This window comes from Olivibacter ginsenosidimutans (assembly GCF_039542865.1).
In the GTDB taxonomy this organism is placed as follows: domain Bacteria; phylum Bacteroidota; class Bacteroidia; order Sphingobacteriales; family Sphingobacteriaceae; genus Olivibacter; species Olivibacter ginsenosidimutans.
This window is the reverse complement of sequence record NZ_BAABIQ010000036.1, coordinates 1-15,205: the sequence shown is the minus strand read 5'-3', so window position 1 is coordinate 15,205 and position 15,205 is coordinate 1. Positions and strand designations below refer to the sequence as shown.

At 40.2% G+C, this 15,205-nt stretch carries 12 protein-coding genes; 6 read left to right on the top strand and 6 right to left on the bottom strand.

Annotation, left to right across the window (positions count from 1 at the left end; genetic code table 11):
• Positions 1-40 precede the first annotated feature (40 nt).
• Both ABD930_RS12385 and ABD930_RS12380 read left to right on the top strand, forming a co-directional pair.
• Entirely contained in the window at positions 41-412 is a 372-nt protein-coding gene (locus tag ABD930_RS12385; RefSeq protein ID WP_345232042.1) for a DoxX family membrane protein, read from the top strand.
• Between the two features lie 103 nt (positions 413-515).
• A complete protein-coding gene (locus tag ABD930_RS12380) occupies positions 516-1,556 on the top strand; it encodes an MBL fold metallo-hydrolase (RefSeq protein WP_345232041.1) in 1,041 nt (346 codons plus the stop codon).
• 8 nt (positions 1,557-1,564) lie between these two features.
• Here ABD930_RS12380 and katG read toward each other — a convergent pair whose 3' ends face one another.
• Positions 1,565-3,841 carry a catalase/peroxidase HPI gene (katG, locus tag ABD930_RS12375; RefSeq protein ID WP_345232040.1) on the bottom strand — a complete coding sequence of 759 codons (2,277 nt, stop codon included), beginning with the start codon at positions 3,839-3,841 and terminating at the stop codon, positions 1,565-1,567.
• A 262-nt stretch (positions 3,842-4,103) separates the two neighbouring features.
• Here katG and ABD930_RS12370 point away from each other — a divergent pair, with 262 nt between their 5' ends.
• The 3 genes from ABD930_RS12370 (at position 4,104) to ABD930_RS12360 (ending at position 5,871) form a co-directional block, all read left to right on the top strand.
• Entirely contained in the window at positions 4,104-4,667 is a 564-nt protein-coding gene (locus tag ABD930_RS12370; protein WP_345232039.1) for a Crp/Fnr family transcriptional regulator, read from the top strand.
• A 64-nt stretch (positions 4,668-4,731) separates the two neighbouring features.
• Positions 4,732-5,094 (top strand): DoxX family protein, encoded by a 363-nt coding sequence (locus tag ABD930_RS12365; RefSeq protein ID WP_345232038.1) that lies wholly within the window; start codon positions 4,732-4,734, stop codon positions 5,092-5,094.
• Between the two features lie 39 nt (positions 5,095-5,133).
• A complete protein-coding gene (locus tag ABD930_RS12360; protein ID WP_345232037.1) occupies positions 5,134-5,871 on the top strand; it encodes a rhomboid family intramembrane serine protease in 738 nt (245 codons plus the stop codon).
• Positions 5,872-6,022: 151 nt separating this feature from the next.
• On the opposite strand, the gene ABD930_RS12355 is transcribed toward ABD930_RS12360, so the two are convergent.
• Positions 6,023-7,921, bottom strand: coding sequence for a RagB/SusD family nutrient uptake outer membrane protein (locus ABD930_RS12355; protein WP_345232036.1), 1,899 nt, complete (start codon positions 7,919-7,921; stop codon positions 6,023-6,025).
• A gap of 14 nt (positions 7,922-7,935) precedes the next feature.
• Positions 7,936-11,100 (bottom strand): SusC/RagA family TonB-linked outer membrane protein, encoded by a 3,165-nt coding sequence (locus ABD930_RS12350; protein ID WP_345232035.1) that lies wholly within the window; start codon positions 11,098-11,100, stop codon positions 7,936-7,938.
• Positions 11,101-11,728: 628 nt separating this feature from the next.
• On the opposite strand from ABD930_RS12350, the gene ABD930_RS12345 reads away from it, so the two are divergent.
• Positions 11,729-12,328, top strand: coding sequence for a master DNA invertase Mpi family serine-type recombinase (locus ABD930_RS12345; RefSeq protein ID WP_345232034.1), 600 nt, complete (start codon positions 11,729-11,731; stop codon positions 12,326-12,328).
• Here the strand turns inward: ABD930_RS12345 and ABD930_RS12340 are convergent.
• The 3 genes from ABD930_RS12340 to ABD930_RS12330 form a co-directional block, all read right to left on the bottom strand.
• Complete coding sequence (locus tag ABD930_RS12340) at positions 12,287-13,369, bottom strand: MvdC/MvdD family ATP grasp protein (RefSeq protein ID WP_345232033.1); 1,083 nt, start codon at positions 13,367-13,369, stop codon at positions 12,287-12,289. The genes ABD930_RS12345 and ABD930_RS12340 overlap by 42 nt on opposite strands.
• Positions 13,362-14,342, bottom strand: coding sequence for an MvdC/MvdD family ATP grasp protein (locus tag ABD930_RS12335; RefSeq protein WP_345232032.1), 981 nt, complete (start codon positions 14,340-14,342; stop codon positions 13,362-13,364). Before ABD930_RS12335 ends, ABD930_RS12340 begins: the two co-directional genes overlap by 8 nt.
• A 65-nt stretch (positions 14,343-14,407) precedes the next feature.
• Complete coding sequence (locus ABD930_RS12330) at positions 14,408-14,590, bottom strand: microviridin/marinostatin family tricyclic proteinase inhibitor (RefSeq protein WP_345232031.1); 183 nt, start codon at positions 14,588-14,590, stop codon at positions 14,408-14,410.
• Positions 14,591-15,205 lie beyond the last annotated feature (615 nt).

Genomic DNA, 15,205 nt, shown 5'->3' with positions numbered 1-15,205 from the left:
ACCGATTGTAACTCGTTAACCTTTTAATAAATCAATAAACATGAAAATCATAAAAACAATCCTCTGCGTATTATTTGGCTTGATGTTTATGAACGCTGGCTTAGATAAATTTTTTCATTATATGCCTGTTCCACCGATGGAAGGTGAAATAGCGAAGGTAGGCGAAGCCATGATGCAGATAAAGTGGCTGCTACCGCTGGTCGGTGCTATTGAGGCTGTCGGCGGCTTGTTATTCATACTTCCTAAAACCAGGGCATTGGGCGCTATTGTCATCCTACCGGTGATGGTGGGCATTGTTTTGCATAATGCGATTTATATGCCGTCTGGATTGATAATTGCCGGTATCCTGTTTTTGATCAATTTATTGGTAATAGGCGATCATTGGAAGAAATATCAGCATCTCATTAGCTAATCCTGCATGCACCTGAAAGTACGGATCTCTTCTCTGCCATCATGAGCTTGTTTTTATAAAGGAAATTTAACTAAGTTTGAAGGGAGAAAGATACTTTTGAATAATGGGGTTAAACAAAAAATATGGTCAGTCACCTGATTCTTATCGGAAAGCATATTTTAACACGCTTTCCAATTATAAAAATGGACAATTTCAAAATCTGATTACGACGCCTGCATTACTAGAAGGCGAAAGTATGCTAAAAGTACTCTGGAATTTCTTTGGCAAGCATGCTGATACGGAGCCTAAGCATTCCATTCCGGCTGTATATACAGATTTAAAGAACTTAAAATCGAACGAAGATGTATTAGTTTGGTTTGGCCATAGTTCTTATTTCATTCAAGTAGATGGTTGGAAATTTTTGATAGATCCCGTATTTAGTGGAAATGCGTCGCCACTAAAGAGTGCTGTAAAAGCCTTTTCCGGTTCAAATCGTTATCGAGCGGATGATATGCCACAGATAGACGTTTTATTGATATCGCATGACCATTGGGATCATTTAGATTATCCAACCATACAACAACTGAAACCTAAGGTTCACAAGGTGATTTGCGGCTTGGGTGTAGCTCAGCATTTTGAATATTGGGGCTGGGATAAAACGAAGCTCATCGAGAAAAACTGGTACGAAAATGTCGAATTAGAAGATGGCTTAAAGGTTACGTTAACTCCTGCCAGGCATTTTTCCGGTCGACTTTTCGCTAGAAATATTTCCCTTTGGACATCTTTTGTCTTGCAAACGTCCACCAAAAGTATATTTCTTGGAGGTGATAGTGGTCATGGACCTCATTTTAAAGCGATTGGCGACCAATTCGGCCCTTTTGACTGGGCTATCTTAGAATGTGGTCAATACAATGAAAAATGGCCCTATATCCATTCGCTACCTAATGAAGTCATTGAAGAAGTGCAGGAATTAAAAGCTAGAAACTTTATTCCTGTACATCATTCTAAATTTAAATTAGCACAACATCCTTGGTATGAACCGCTTCAGCAAGTATCCTTACTTGCCGAAGCGGCCGATATTCCCATAACAACACCAAAAATCGGAGAAAAAGTAAACCTAAATGATACGAATAACGTTTGGGAAAAATGGTGGGAGAAACGATGAATAACGATCTACGTCAGATCAAATCTATCTAAATTCATTACTTTAACCCAAGCGGCTACAAAGTCTCTAACAAATTGATCGGCTGCATCGGCACTTCCATACACTTCTGCTAGCGCTCTCAACTCTGCGTTAGAACCAAACACCAAATCCGCGCGCGTAGCGGTCCATTTGGGTTGGCCGGTAGCGCGGTCATTGCCTATATAAAGTTCTCTATCCTCTGAAGCAGCTTTCCACGCAGTACGCATATCGAGTAAATGGATAAAGAAGTCATTGGTTAAGTGGCCTGGACGTTGTGTAAAAACACCATGTTTCGAACCATCGAAGTTGGTGTCTAACACGCGCATACCACCAATCAACACCGTTAGTTCAGGTGCTGTAAGCGTCAATAGCTGCGCTTTATCGATTAGTAGCTCTTCCGTAGATACCGTATACCTCGCTTTGCGATAGTTTCGGAAACCGTCAGCTGCTGGTTCTAGAAAACCCATAGATTCTACATCGGTTTGCTCCTGCGACGCATCCATACGACCTGGGGTGAATGGAACGGTAAGGGTATGCCCAGCATGCTGTGCTGCTTTTTCAATAGCGGCGCTGCCAGCTAGCACGATGAGATCAGCCAACGATACCTTTTTATCGCCCACTTGTGCTGCATTAAATTCTCTCTGAATATTTTCTAGTGTTTGCAACACCTTAGCAAGCTGGTTGGGATTGTTTACTGGCCAATCTTTTTGTGGGGCTAAACGGATACGAGCCCCATTGGCGCCACCACGCTTATCGGATCCGCGGAATGTAGAAGCTGAAGCCCAAGCGGTAGCCACTAATTCGGATATGCTTAATCCGGAAGCTAATAGTTGTGCTTTTAAGTTAGCTATATCGTCGGCATCAATTAACGTATGGTTAAGTGCGGGAATGGGATCTTGCCAAAGCAGTTCTTCTTCTGGAACATCAGGCCCTAAATAACGGGCACGCGGTCCCATATCACGATGGGTTAATTTAAACCATGCGCGAGCGAAGGCATCTGCAAATGCTTGGGGATTTTCTAAAAAGTGTCTGGATATTTTTTCGTAGATAGGGTCAAATCTTAGCGATAGGTCGGTTGTTAGCATGGTAGGCGCATGTCGTTTTGAAGCATCAAAAGCATCAGGGATCATATTCCCCGCATTTTTTGCTACCCACTGATGTGCGCCTGCAGGACTCTTCGTTAATTCCCACTCGAAACCAAACAGGTTTTCGAAAAAGTTATTGCTCCATTGGGTTGGGGTTTTCGTCCAAGTAACTTCCAAGCCACTGGTAATGGTATCTGCACCTTTGCCAGCACCGTAGCTATTATGCCAACCAAGTCCCTGCATTTCTAAATCGGCTGCTTCGGGTTCTTTCCCTACATGGGTTGCTGGTGCGGCGCCATGTGTCTTACCAAAGCTATGTCCACCGGCTATTAATGCTACGGTCTCTTCATCATTCATAGCCATACGGCCAAAGGTGTCTCGAATGTCTTTAGCAGCAATAAGGGGATCAGGATTACCATCTGGGCCTTCTGGATTTACATAGATGAGTCCCATCTGTACCGCCGCTAATGGTTTTTCCAGATCGCGGGAATGTATCTTTCCATCGGCATCATCATCAGATACGAGTACGCCGTGGTTTTCTTTTACCCCTTCTGAACCGCGTGCATAACGTACATCGCCGCCCAGCCACGTAGTTTCAGAACCCCAGTAGACATCTTCTTCAGGTTCCCAGGTATCTTCACGCCCGCCGGCAAACCCAAATGTTTTGAAACCCATTGATTCGAGTGCTACATTGCCGGTAAGGATTAATAGATCGGCCCAAGATATTTTACGGCCATATTTTTGTTTGATCGGCCAAAGTAATCGCCGTGCTTTATCCAAGCTCACATTGTCTGGCCAGCTATTTAGTGGTGCAAAGCGCTGTTGACCTCCTCCGGCACCACCACGGCCGTCGCCTACACGATACGTGCCTGCGCTGTGCCAAGCCATACGGATAAACAAGGGACCATAGTGCCCAAAATCTGCTGGCCACCAATCCTGAGAGTCCGTCATCAGTGCATGAAGGTCTCTTTTGACGGCTTCTAAATCGAGACTTTTAAAGGCCTCCGCATAGTTGAATGCCGCATCCATTGGATTTGATAAAGACGAATGCTGGTGCAAAATAGTTAATTTCAGTTGATTTGGCCACCAGTCACGGTTCCTTGTACCGCCACCACCAACATTATGTTTTAGACTGCCGTTGTGAAAGGGGCATTTACCGATGTCATTTGCGTTGTTTTCCATGTTTTTTAAAATTTGTGGTAAGATTTAATCTTGGCGATCTATGATCTTCCTTGTTTAGGATAAATGTAGGCTGTTTCTCAATCAATTACCAATCAAATAATTTTATACTCCATAGATGAAATCTATTATGCCATTGCTTTATATTTCTGCTACGTATAAAAGAGTTCTTGATAGACCAGGGCAATTTATCTAAGTTTGATTGATCGCTTCTTATATTAAGATACTTGATATAATATTACAATAATGCATCAATTGGGATTTTATGGATAATTTTTTTTCGACAGTCGCACAATACACGAAGTTGTCTATGGAGAGCAAGGCGGCGCTTACTTCCCGTCTAAAAGAATTAATCATCCCAAAGGGCCATATACTGGTAAAGCAAGACACTGTTTGCAATTTTCTTTATTTTATTGATCAAGGCTTAACAAGAACATATTATCTAAAGGATGGTAAGGAGGTTACTGATTGGATCAGTGATGAACGTTCCTTTGCTTGCTCCATTATTAGTTTCATTAACCGAAAGCCAGATAGACGCATTATTGAAACGTTGGAACCATCCGTTCTTTTTTCCATTCATCATGATGATTTGGAGATATTGTGCTATCGTCATCACGATATTGAAAACTTTGTACGGCAGTTGGTGAGCTTTGGCTTAATACAGTTACAGCAAAAATTTGATGATTTACATTTTGCAACGGCGCTGCAACGTTACCAAACACTCATGGCGACGCACCCAACGTTTATTCAGCGGGTTCCCTTAGGAATGATTGCTTCTTATCTCGGTGTTACACCGGAAACCTTGAGCCGTATTCGTTCACAGATTTGATTTTTTGATAAATATCAAAGGAAATGGTATAGCGTATCCCGTTCTTTGCATAAAGAATAGTTGTATGAACGGAATACTTTGGATACTTCAATTTATCGTTGCCATTACCTTTTTGTATTCAGGAATAAATAAATCTATTTATTCAGAAAGAAAGCTTGTTGAACGCGGGCAAACAGGTGTAGAAGGATTACCGCTTACACTGATTCGCTTTATCGGACGATCAGAAATTTTAGGAAGCATGGGGCTTATTCTTCCATCTTTGTTGCATCTATTTCCTGTGTTGACCGTAATTTCCGCAATTTGCTTAGCTATCATTATGATTCCAGCGGCACTTATTCATTATCGGAGAAACGAGCCTAAAAATATACTTACCAATGCCATTCTCTTTTTGATGTGTGTCTTCATTGCCTATGGCAGAAGTATTTAGGATAAAAAAGGTATATTCGTCCGACTAATATACTATTGTATGCTGTTACCTATTGGAGACGATAATCGTGATAGACGTTCATTCCCTTTCATTAATTATATATTAATTGTAACCAATATTGTGGTTTTTGTTTTTCTGCAAAAGCTTGGCTACAATGTTCATTTTACGTTCTCTTATGCCATTATTCCAGCAGAGATAATCAGTGGGCACGATATCGTTACGGATAATCAAGCGATAGTGGATCCGCTTTCAGGGCAATCATTCGAAATGCCAGGCTTACAACCCACACCCATTCCTGTTTTACTGACCTTGATAACGGGTATGTTCATGCACGGAGGTTTAGTGCATTTAGGTGGGAATATGCTCTATCTATGGATTTTTGGTGATAATGTAGAAGATCGTTTAGGCCATTTTAACTACCTTCTTTTTTACCTATTATGTGGAGTATTGAGCGGGTTAAGTCATGTTTTTAGTACGCTTTTTTTCGGTCAGAATTTATTGACCCCTTGCTTGGGAGCTTCTGGTGCTATTTCAGCTGTCTTGGCGGGCTATATGGTGCTCTTTCCGCATAAGCGCATTTTTATCTGGATGTTGCTTTTTGTGTTTTCGGTACCAGCTTTCGTGGCTATTGGCTTATGGTTCCTGTTTCAATTAAGTAATGGTTTGGGCACACTAGGAGGGGAGCAGGCGGGAGGTGTAGCTTATGCCGCCCATATCGGCGGATTTATCGCCGGTTTATTGTTGATTAATCGTTTCGCAAAGAGATACCATCGGTAAATCACTTCTCGGGATAGTCGGGATATCTTCTAATAAGAATAGGATTCATTTCTTCTCAGGTGCTCAAAATCGGAATGACAAAATGAAAGTGTTTTCTATGTTTGTTCAAGACAAATGTAGAAGACACTTTCATTTACTTAACTAAATTATCTTACTGGGGTCCCAATACCGTTCCTTCCTCAGGAACAATAAGCGGTGCAACATTTCTTTCCGCCCCAGGGTAACCAACATTTTGATTAATGACCCCTTTAATGTTGGTGTTAATAGCATTTGCGGGTACGGGCCACAACATATGATGAACACTTATTTTATATTCAGCCCATTTATGTTTTACGCCTTTATTATAAAAGTTGCTACGTGCATTTACCCGATCATACCAAAAGTTAATACCTTCTTGTTTAACATTTGAGTTGGTACCTCCTGGGCCGCAGATATTTTCAAGGTGATAAACCCGACCTCCAAATAGCTCGCAGGGTTTGCCTGTTTTCGCGTAGGTATACGCAATCCGAACCAGCTCGACATGTCTGTTTTCTTCGTAATAAAGTTCACGGGCTCGTTCATCCAATATTTCGCCAATGTTAATGTCACCTGCGTTTAATGGGGTTGCTCCAGCACGGGTACGAACTTCGTTCATAGCCTCAGCTGCCAGTTGTGGCTGATCCTTCCAATAATAAGATTCTGCAAGTAAAAGATACACCTCAGCAGATCGGTAAATATACCACGGTGTTTCACCTCCTGCCCAAGTGGTTTGTAAAGGATCTGGAACAAATAATTTATAATGAGGCCAAGAATACCAAAGCCGAATGGTATCTTCCACCGTCATAGAAGAGCTTTTAACCAAGTTTTTACCATACCAAGGATTCCCTTTCTTTTTCAAATCTGGATTATTATAACGAAGGTCTTCCATTCTTCGCCAACTATCCCTATTGAGGATGCCGCGCATATCATTCGCTTCTTTGTCCTTCCGCCATATTTCATTGGTGTAATACCAAGTAGGTCTTAACCGGCCAATTCCTCGGCCATAGGTTTTATTTAAATCCATGGTTTGATCGGTTTCATCACTCGCAATGGTAAGGCTGGTGCCGGTTTCTCCATCGGGTGTTTTAATATTTCCGGTATTCCAAAAAGGTACCCCATTTCGCATGGTCTGAATGCGGTCTGATCCTTCTGCTTCCGGATAAGCTACTACATACATGAGTCCTTCGGTATTAGACATGTCTAATTTAGCTTCAACGCTATGGAGGTCAAACATCAAATTGGTATTTGCCTTGCCCTGATTAGAGGTGAAACGGTTTTTCATCAATGGGTGAATAGCGACAATCTCTTTTCCAATTTGTATGGCCCGATCAAAGTCGGCCAACGCCATGCAGATTTTCATTAACAGCACACCGCAAGCAGATTTTGACGTACGACCTCTATCAACCGACTCTGGAACCCATTGATAGGCAAATTCCATTTCCGATTTCATTTTATTGAGAATGCTCCACCGATCATAGGAATAGAAGTCATATTTTGGTTCGCTTATTTCCCAATCGAGGTAAGGAACATCACCAAACTGATGTACTAATTTGTAATAACGGTAAGCACGTTGGAAATACGCAGCGCCTAATACAGCATTTTTTTCCGCTTCACTTGTAAAAGTAGCATCGTTAATACGGGAAATAACCACATTTGCATATTTGATAGCTTTGTACCCTTCGTACCAATACCAGCCTACTTTGGTTGTATTTTCACTATTCAAATTCGCATCCGGCATGAGGGAAATATCCATATTCATTTGTGGACCCGCCTTATCGGTAGTTCCTTCAACGGCTACTTCAGATTGAATGATTTCAGTCAGTATTGGTGCGCCATCTCCAAAATATTCATGGCGCATATTCCGTTCACAAGCGGTAAGAGCCGAATACATGCCTTCCGCATTAGATAAGGCAACGCCAGGTTCGTAAAAAGATAGCGGTTTTGGTTTTAACCAATCTTTGCTGCAAGCGCAAAATAAGGATAGCGTTACGGCTACTGCTACAATTTTTTTATAATTTCTTTTATGTCTCATCTTCATGTCAATTATTATAGAGAGAAATTGATACTTAAGTTATAGGTTCTGGGGGTTGGCATTCCACCTAAATCGTTATTATCATAGGATTCTGGATCGCCAAAATTCCAGTGAGGTGCCCAAACAGCGACATTTCGTACGGCAAAGGAAATACGAACGTTCTGTATTTCTGCTTTGCTGAGTAACCGTTGTGGTATGTTGTAAGCAACCGAAAGATTATCCAAACGAATAAATGAACGGTCTACATAGTTGTTTCCGATATTTTTTGAACCGATACGAGCATAGTCATTGATAGGGTTCTCTGGGGTCCATCGAGGCATTTGATAATCAGTAGCCCTATCCGGAAAGCTGCTATTGTTGGCAGCCCGATTATAGGTATCGTATTGGCCCCAATTGGAGTAAATAAGACATGAGATATCAAAATTTTGGAAAATTCTAAAATTATTTCTCAGCGACCAACGGAACCGAGGTGTTGTATAATGCTGAAATACTTTATCATCATCAGTCATTACACCATCACCGTTCTGATCAAGGTATTTGAAATCACCGGGTTGTAATCCATATTTATCCGCTGCTTCTTCTTCACCAATTTGCCAGACGCCGGCACGTTCATAATCCCAAACCCTATCAGGATCTTCTCCAATAAACCATTTATTTTTGATATCATCAGCTTCCCTTTGCCCGATAATATTTCCTTGGTCATCTTTGATATCAACCATATCTCCGTAGAGCTTTTTGATTTTTCGTCTATTGAGCGCAAAATTGAAGGTTGCATTCCATTCAAAATTTTCCTTTCGTAGGATATTACTATTCAAACTGATTTCGATACCTTTATTTTCCAATTCTCCAAGATTCGCTGCAACGCTATTGAATCCAATAATTTCAGGTAGCGCACGGTCTACCAGTAAATCTTTTGTTGTTGCAGTATAGACATCAATGCTACCACCGATAATGCTATTGAATAAAGAGAAATCAAGCCCTAGGTTATACGAAGATTTAGTCTCCCACTTAAGTCCTAAATTGGCCATACGATTAACATATAATTGGGAAGAAAGGTAGATATTGCCGCTCTGATCGATATAGGGATGAAGACCTGAAGTCATATCCGACAAAGCATCATATTGACCTATATCCCTGTTTCCATTTTTTCCCCAGGATAACCTTAACTTACCATAGTCTAGCCAATCAGATGTATTACGCATAAAATTTTCGGAGGAGAAATTCCAACCAAAAGCTAGTGCCGGAAAAGTTGCTCTTGGGTTTTGTGTGCCAAAAGCAGAATAGCCGTCGCGTCTAACGGAAGCTGTAAGCATATAGCGGTCATATAAAGAATAGAACAACCGGGCCATTAACGCATCTCCTGTTTTGTATGTATCGTTACTTTCGTTTAACGGCACGGTACCCGCTTGAATCCGGTGATAGCCTAAAATGTCGCTTGGACTATAGTTTGTGGCTGTGGCTTTTGTTCTCCAGAATTGCCCTTTTTCTGCATTTTGCAATAACGTAACTTCGAAATGATGTATATCGAAGTCTTTCTTCCACCGAAGAACATTATCTACCTGCCAATTATATGTCTTTTCGTTTGTCCGCTCAGAACTTCCTCCTTTTGCAGCCCATTCTGGATTTTCCGATGAATCGTGGTTATAATATTCACGCCAGGTATAGGAGGGAGTAAAGTTTACTTGGTATTCAAAACCGAAAGGTAGCGTAACAATACCATACATACTGGCGTTAAGGGTATTATAGGAATCCTTTCGATCTCTGTACATATTGTCGAAAAACGGGTTCACAGGAGTGACATCTCCTGTGGGAAGCCGCTGGTAATTACTGGTAGGATCACCAATATTATTAGAGCCGTAGGGAGAAATGACTGCCGATTGATGCCAGTCGGCTTCCAAAAAGCCTTCCTCGCGTGAAGCAAAATTAGCATTTACCCCAACTTTTAGGTAGGATGTGATTTTTGATTCTAAGTTCAAGCGAGACCGATAGTTCTTAAATTGGTTTCCGACAATAATTCCTTCACGGTTAACGTGGTTTATAGACCAGTAATACGTTAAATTGTCTGTCCTGTTTGAAATGCTGGCCGTGTAATCTTGTTGTAGCCCTCTTTGAAAAACCAAATCCTGCCAATTGGTTAAATTATTCGCTAAGTAATTTTCTACCTCAGGACTTTTTAATTCTAATCTCGAAAGCCAAGCACGAACGAGTTGTTCATCAGTTACCGAGGTCACCGGATTTTGTTGGTCATAATTATACCAATCAAGTTGACTGACTCCATTTAATTGCCTGGGGTCAATAAACATTTGCGGATGTTCGTTTAAGTAGGCATCGGTGCGTCTACCTACTTCATAGTCATAGCGATAGGCCAGAAATTCGTCGCCGGTCATTACCCTTGGCATATTTGCATTTTCGACAAAACCAACATTGGCATTGAAGGTAATGCGTGGTTTTCCACTCGTTCCGCGTTTTGTGGTAATTAAAACGACTCCATTTGCTGCTTTAGCGCCGTACACAGCGGTTGCACTCGCATCTTTTAAGATATCTATTGATTCAATATCGTTCGGATTTAAGTCGGCAAATGTTCCATCAAAGATAACACCATCTACCACATTCAATGGGCTTGCTCCGGCTTTTAAAGTTCCTTTACCTCGGATAAGCAAGCTCGCATCACCTTTGGCTTTGTTACCTTGGCCAATGATCATACCTGCCGCATTAGCCCGCAATAAATCCTGAACGGATCGTGGTGCTTGGGCTTCTAGTTTTTCTGCCTTTACGGTAGCTACCGCACCCGTTAAATCTTTTCGTTTGGCAGTTCCATAACCAATTACGACAACTTCGTCCAAGCTTTGTTCATCTTCTTGTAGGATGATATCGATAACTTTTCGACCGGCAATAGAAACATCTTGTGCTATATAACCGGTAAACGAGAAGGTTAAGGTCACATTTTCTTCCGAAATGGCTAGCTGGTATGTCCCGTTTTCATTAGTTGTTGTACCGATTTTTGTTCCTTTTTCCAGGATACTAACACCTACTAGTGGTTCGCCGGTGGCATTTCTAACCGTTCCTGAAACGGTATTAACATTCGTTTGCGCGTAAATAATTGTTATTGGTGCAAATAGAAGAAAAGCACTTAAATAAACAAAAATCGCTAATTTGGTTTTGTTAGGGGTTTTCATCATACGGTTTTAGATTAATGAAAAGGTTAAACAATCATCTGCCGATTGAATAGGTATTATCCTTATCTCCCTTTAACCTAAAGGTGTCTCGTAGGTGTCAATATTAAATGGAGGTTTATTATCGACAATGAATAGATTGGATGTGCTATTTGCTAAATGATTACGTGTTTGCTCGTTGCACCTATAGCAACAGGCTGTTATATTGCTTCCTATAGGGCACTACATCGTTTTCGTAAATAATCATGGTGCAAAAGAAAAATCTGCTTAAAAATTTACTTAACATTGCATAACCGATTGCTATAGTGTAAAAAAAACCTCCTGTTTGCCAAAAAGGACTGGAAAGGCAACTATATTTTGTATGATATTGTCTTTTTGATAGATATGTATATAATGTTGTGTTATACCCCCCTATTTGTTTAGACAATTTTTATACCCTTGCTTCAGTGATCCTCCAAGGGAATAAGTCAATTAGAACGTTCTGATAAATTTATTTCAAGTCGGTACACAAACCATGAAAAAACGCGATATATGTCGAAATTAGCCGGTATCCAAGTAAAATTTGGTAAACTTACAGGTGTTAATTTTAAGATACTTTTGAATTTTTCCCCATTCCTTAATTAAATAGCTAAAAATGATTTACGGATACATTAGAGTAAGTACGGATAAGCAAACAGTAGAAAACCAACGTTTCGAAATCAACCAATTCTGCGATAGACAGGAAATGATTGTCAATAAGTGGATCGAGGAAACAATTTCCGGAATTAAAAATGTAGAAGATCGGAAATTAGGTAGGTTACTTAAAAAAATGAAAAAAGGAGATGTTCTTATATGTTCAGAACTTTCGCGATTGGGAAGGAATTTATTGATGATTATGGGCGTTTTGAATGAATGTATGCGTCGGGATATACAAGTGTGGACCATCAAAGATAATTATCGTTTAGGTAGTGATATTAACTCTAAAGTTTTGGCGTTTGCTTTCGGTTTATCTGCTGAAATCGAACGCAACCTGATATCCCAGCGGACGAAAGAGGCCTTAGCGCGAAAGCGAGCAGAAGGTGCTGTGTTAGGTAGGCCGAAAGGAAGCAAATCATTTAAAACCAAACTTACTGGGCAAGAAAAACAAATTCAAGAATTATTAGATAAGAATGTTTCGTATTCGGCCATAGGCCGTATTCTGGGGGTTCATCGGTTAACGGTTTCCTCCTTTGTGCAAAACCGGCAGATGAGATGATTGGTCATTTTGATTCATTGCTTTGCATCTGCGGTTATTCGGTATTGGGCTTACATTCCTTCGGAATGTATGCCCGAGAAGCACGGCTGCAATTTGTTTTGAAATGGCGTGCTCACATAATTTATCTAACCAAAAATATTCGCCAGCAGGATTAATCTCTAAAAAATAATACTGATTGTCGGGTGTCAGAATGAGATCAACTGCGCCGTAATTTAGTTTATAATAATCCATCAAGGCGCTTAACCGACGTTCGATTTCGGGGGGTAGTGGATAGGGCTGCCATGCATTTATTAGTTTGAGGCCATCCCGTCTCCAGTCTATCTGTGCATCAATTGTTTGCTGGGAATTGACGCTAAAGGCAAAGCATTGATTACCCACTATAGTAACGCGGAGTTCCAATTGTTTCTCCAGCTTTTGCTGAAACATCATGGGACAGTATTGTAAGGTGTCCAGCTGATCCAAATCAGCTTCACTGACTTGGTTGGTAAATACTACTTGTTCGATTCCTTCTTGTCTAATGGAAAAAGAGCTTTGCATTTTGGTAATTACCTCGCCATTGTTGTTGATGAAATTTTTGACCTCTTCAGGAGAATTGCTGATGCATGTTGCCGGAATTTGCAGCCCACAACTTGCAGCAACTTTAAGTTGTTCTTCTTTACTATCCAATCGACGATAGGTGCTATAGCGCTCCATTTGGAAGCAGGGGAGTGCTTCGACCATACCATATAGCGTTCGTTTAATTTCTCCCGTTGCTGCTGCATAATAAGCTTCGGCTAATAGTTCCTTAACATTGCCACCTATGTGATGACTTCTTCGGTACCATACGCTGGCTATATCTGTTAAGGAGTGACTTTCTTCATCTTTTAGTATAATCTGCCATTTGCCATTGGCATAACAACTCGTCAGATCAATTGCTGTTGGATAACGATCTACATTGAAACGTATGGCATCTCCGCCCAAGGCATTTATATGGTCAATAACGTTCGATACGCAATCGTTATCTCTGGTATGTGTGATGATTAATACTTTTTTTCTAGCCATTATCTTTGATGCTTGCTACCAATTTCTCGGCAATTGTTTCCCCAATTGGATAAGCTAAATGTTGCTGTAACATTCCCCATTCGCCTTGCGGGTTTACCTCTAAAAAAATGTACTCACCTTTTATGTTTCGGATCAAATCAATAGCTCCGAAATGAAGTCCATAACCAACCATCAGTTCTTGTATTTTTTGTTTTATGTGTTGCGGTAATTCATATTGTTCCCAATTTAGTGCTTGTCCGGTTGATATTCTCCAATCCGTTTTTTCATCGTCATTTGGTATTTTTCCAGTAAAGAACACACCGTCTATATAAATTACCCGCAATTCGTATGCTTTCGAAATATATTCCTGAAAAATCATAGGGCAATAAGCTAGTGCGTCTAGATCTTTCAAGTCAGCTTCGTCAACTTTAGTGGTGGGGAAAAATGGTGTATCACCATGCATGCTTTTTGAGAGCGCATTGTGCAGTTTCATGATAATATTCCCTTTGCAATGTTTAAAGAAATCGCGGATAGCAGCTGCATCATTACTGATGATGGTTTTTGGAACGGATAAGCCTATTCTGTGAGCACGGTATAACTGCTGCATTTTATCGGCGCCAACGGCATGGTCGCTCTTCATTACATTCATCCAAGGAATATCTTCTATGCTATTAAAAAAAAGCTGGAGAGCAGTTTGGTACTCTCGAACGAAGATAGGTATAAAGTCTGGATCGAGCTCCTCTGGTATGGTAAGGTCCCATAATTTGCGATACCAAACCGCTTGTATTTTGGAGGAGTCTATGCTTTGTAAAGCATTGCGCAGATAATAATGTTGATAATGGTGATGTTGGCTCGAATGCTTATATTCTATTTTGTATTGTGTGGCAAATGTATCGCTGTTAAAGCGAAAAGTTGAAAAGCCCAACTCCTGAAGACGATTCTGTACAATATCTATGGTATAAAAATCGTTCGTATGAGTAATACAAAAAATCATAAACTTACAAAAACAAGAGGTCGCATGCCACCTCTTGTCTATACTAAAACTTAACGTGAATAAGACTAAAGTCCTTCATCACTGTCAGAAGGGAATTTTAATGTAACAGCACCTCCATCTCCAATAACCTGAGGAGTTGATGTTGAGGATTGTTGCGTACCATCCTGATTCTTTTTAGTATCTGCTTTGATTTGGCCTTCTAAGAACTTTGCAAAGAAGGGTTGCTTCATTTGATTGTTAGTTTCCATAACTGTTAGTATTTAATGATTTAAAAAAAAGTAATACGCATTACTTATTATAACACGGAACCAAAACCAATAGCGCTACATTAAAATTTCATTTGTTTGAAAATGATAATATTTATCTGCTAAATGAGCCATTTGCGGAAGTATAGTTGATCTTTTTTTCAGGTATTGGTTTTAATTTATAGTAGAAAGAGCGTTGCTCAGATAGGATGAATTATAAGTTTTTTAATCAATACAATCTGTCCTAGATGGTAGTAACCGTGTTCAATGACACCTTCGATATTGCGTAAATAGGTCCCATATTGCTCATCTATAAATATTTCATCAAATTTCGAATCTGTCATTTGTTCTACTATAGAGGCAAAATCCAGCTATTGGTACCGCCAATTTCATTAATATATTGCTATCAATAAAGTACGATAAATATACGGCATTGGGAATTTAGGCTTACAGTGGAACATCCGATTCCTGCAAAATAACGGAATTTTAAAATTATTAAACCGTTTTAGTAATTTTTTCACTAGTGTCCGGGAAAAATAAAAAGGAGCAGTAGAAATTAATCGAACTGCTCCGAGATTTATACTTTTGAGTTACGACACAAAAAAGTATGAACAAAAG

Excerpts from the sequence above, each read along its gene's own strand:
- ABD930_RS12385 (WP_345232042.1), top strand. The coding sequence starts at position 41 with ATGAAAATCATAAAAACAATCCTCTGCGTATTATTTGGCTTGATGTTT.
- ABD930_RS12380 (WP_345232041.1), top strand. The coding sequence starts at position 516 with ATGGGGTTAAACAAAAAATATGGTCAGTCACCTGATTCTTATCGGAAA.
- katG (WP_345232040.1), bottom strand. The coding sequence starts at position 3,841 with ATGGAAAACAACGCAAATGACATCGGTAAATGCCCCTTTCACAACGGC.
- ABD930_RS12370 (WP_345232039.1), top strand. The coding sequence starts at position 4,104 with ATGGATAATTTTTTTTCGACAGTCGCACAATACACGAAGTTGTCTATG.
- ABD930_RS12365 (WP_345232038.1), top strand. The coding sequence starts at position 4,732 with ATGAACGGAATACTTTGGATACTTCAATTTATCGTTGCCATTACCTTT.
- ABD930_RS12360 (WP_345232037.1), top strand. The coding sequence starts at position 5,134 with ATGCTGTTACCTATTGGAGACGATAATCGTGATAGACGTTCATTCCCT.
- ABD930_RS12355 (WP_345232036.1), bottom strand. The coding sequence starts at position 7,921 with ATGAGACATAAAAGAAATTATAAAAAAATTGTAGCAGTAGCCGTAACG.
- ABD930_RS12350 (WP_345232035.1), bottom strand. The coding sequence starts at position 11,100 with ATGATGAAAACCCCTAACAAAACCAAATTAGCGATTTTTGTTTATTTA.
- ABD930_RS12345 (WP_345232034.1), top strand. The coding sequence starts at position 11,729 with ATGATTTACGGATACATTAGAGTAAGTACGGATAAGCAAACAGTAGAA.
- ABD930_RS12340 (WP_345232033.1), bottom strand. The coding sequence starts at position 13,369 with ATGGCTAGAAAAAAAGTATTAATCATCACACATACCAGAGATAACGAT.
- ABD930_RS12335 (WP_345232032.1), bottom strand. The coding sequence starts at position 14,342 with ATGATTTTTTGTATTACTCATACGAACGATTTTTATACCATAGATATT.
- ABD930_RS12330 (WP_345232031.1), bottom strand. The coding sequence starts at position 14,590 with ATGGAAACTAACAATCAAATGAAGCAACCCTTCTTTGCAAAGTTCTTA.